The sequence below is a fragment of the Actinospica acidithermotolerans genome, assembly GCF_018139625.1.
In the GTDB taxonomy this organism is placed as follows: Bacteria; Actinomycetota; Actinomycetes; order Streptomycetales; family Catenulisporaceae; genus Actinospica; species Actinospica acidithermotolerans.
This window is the reverse complement of sequence record NZ_JAGSOH010000370.1, coordinates 1-428: the sequence shown is the minus strand read 5'-3', so window position 1 is coordinate 428 and position 428 is coordinate 1. Positions and strand designations below refer to the sequence as shown.

Annotated in this window: 1 protein-coding gene; it reads right to left on the bottom strand. The window is 51.6% G+C overall.

The features are described from left to right. Positions 1-61: 61 nt before the first annotated feature. Complete coding sequence (gene yebF, locus KDK95_RS39005; RefSeq protein WP_212522661.1) at positions 62-418, bottom strand: protein YebF; 357 nt, start codon at positions 416-418, stop codon at positions 62-64. Positions 419-428: the final 10 nt, after the last annotated feature.

Genomic DNA, 428 nt, shown 5'->3' with positions numbered 1-428 from the left:
GTAGGGCGGACAAGGCACTCGCGCCGTATCCGCCAACGGTCAATCGAATTATCAGAAGCCATTAACGCCGCTGATATTCCGCCATTCCCGCTTTGCAGTCCACGCTGACCTGGTAATGAATATCGGCACTTTTACCACGCACGGTTAGCGGTACTGACCATTTATCATCTTTCCCCTGAATGTCCTGCAAACTGACCCATGCCACGGGGTCGGCCTGACCGACAATTTTTTGATCATCAGCCCAGCGCGCCGCGCGATTTTGTTGGTAATCACGTTTTACGCTCGCGGCAATTCCGGCAGCATCCAGACCTTCACACTTTGGGAAAGTGACCGACTTGCTGGTTTCATTATTGGCAGCGAAAACTGATGCGCAGGCAGAAACCAACAACAGCCCTAAAAACGCCCCTCTTTTTTTCATGTTTTTCTCC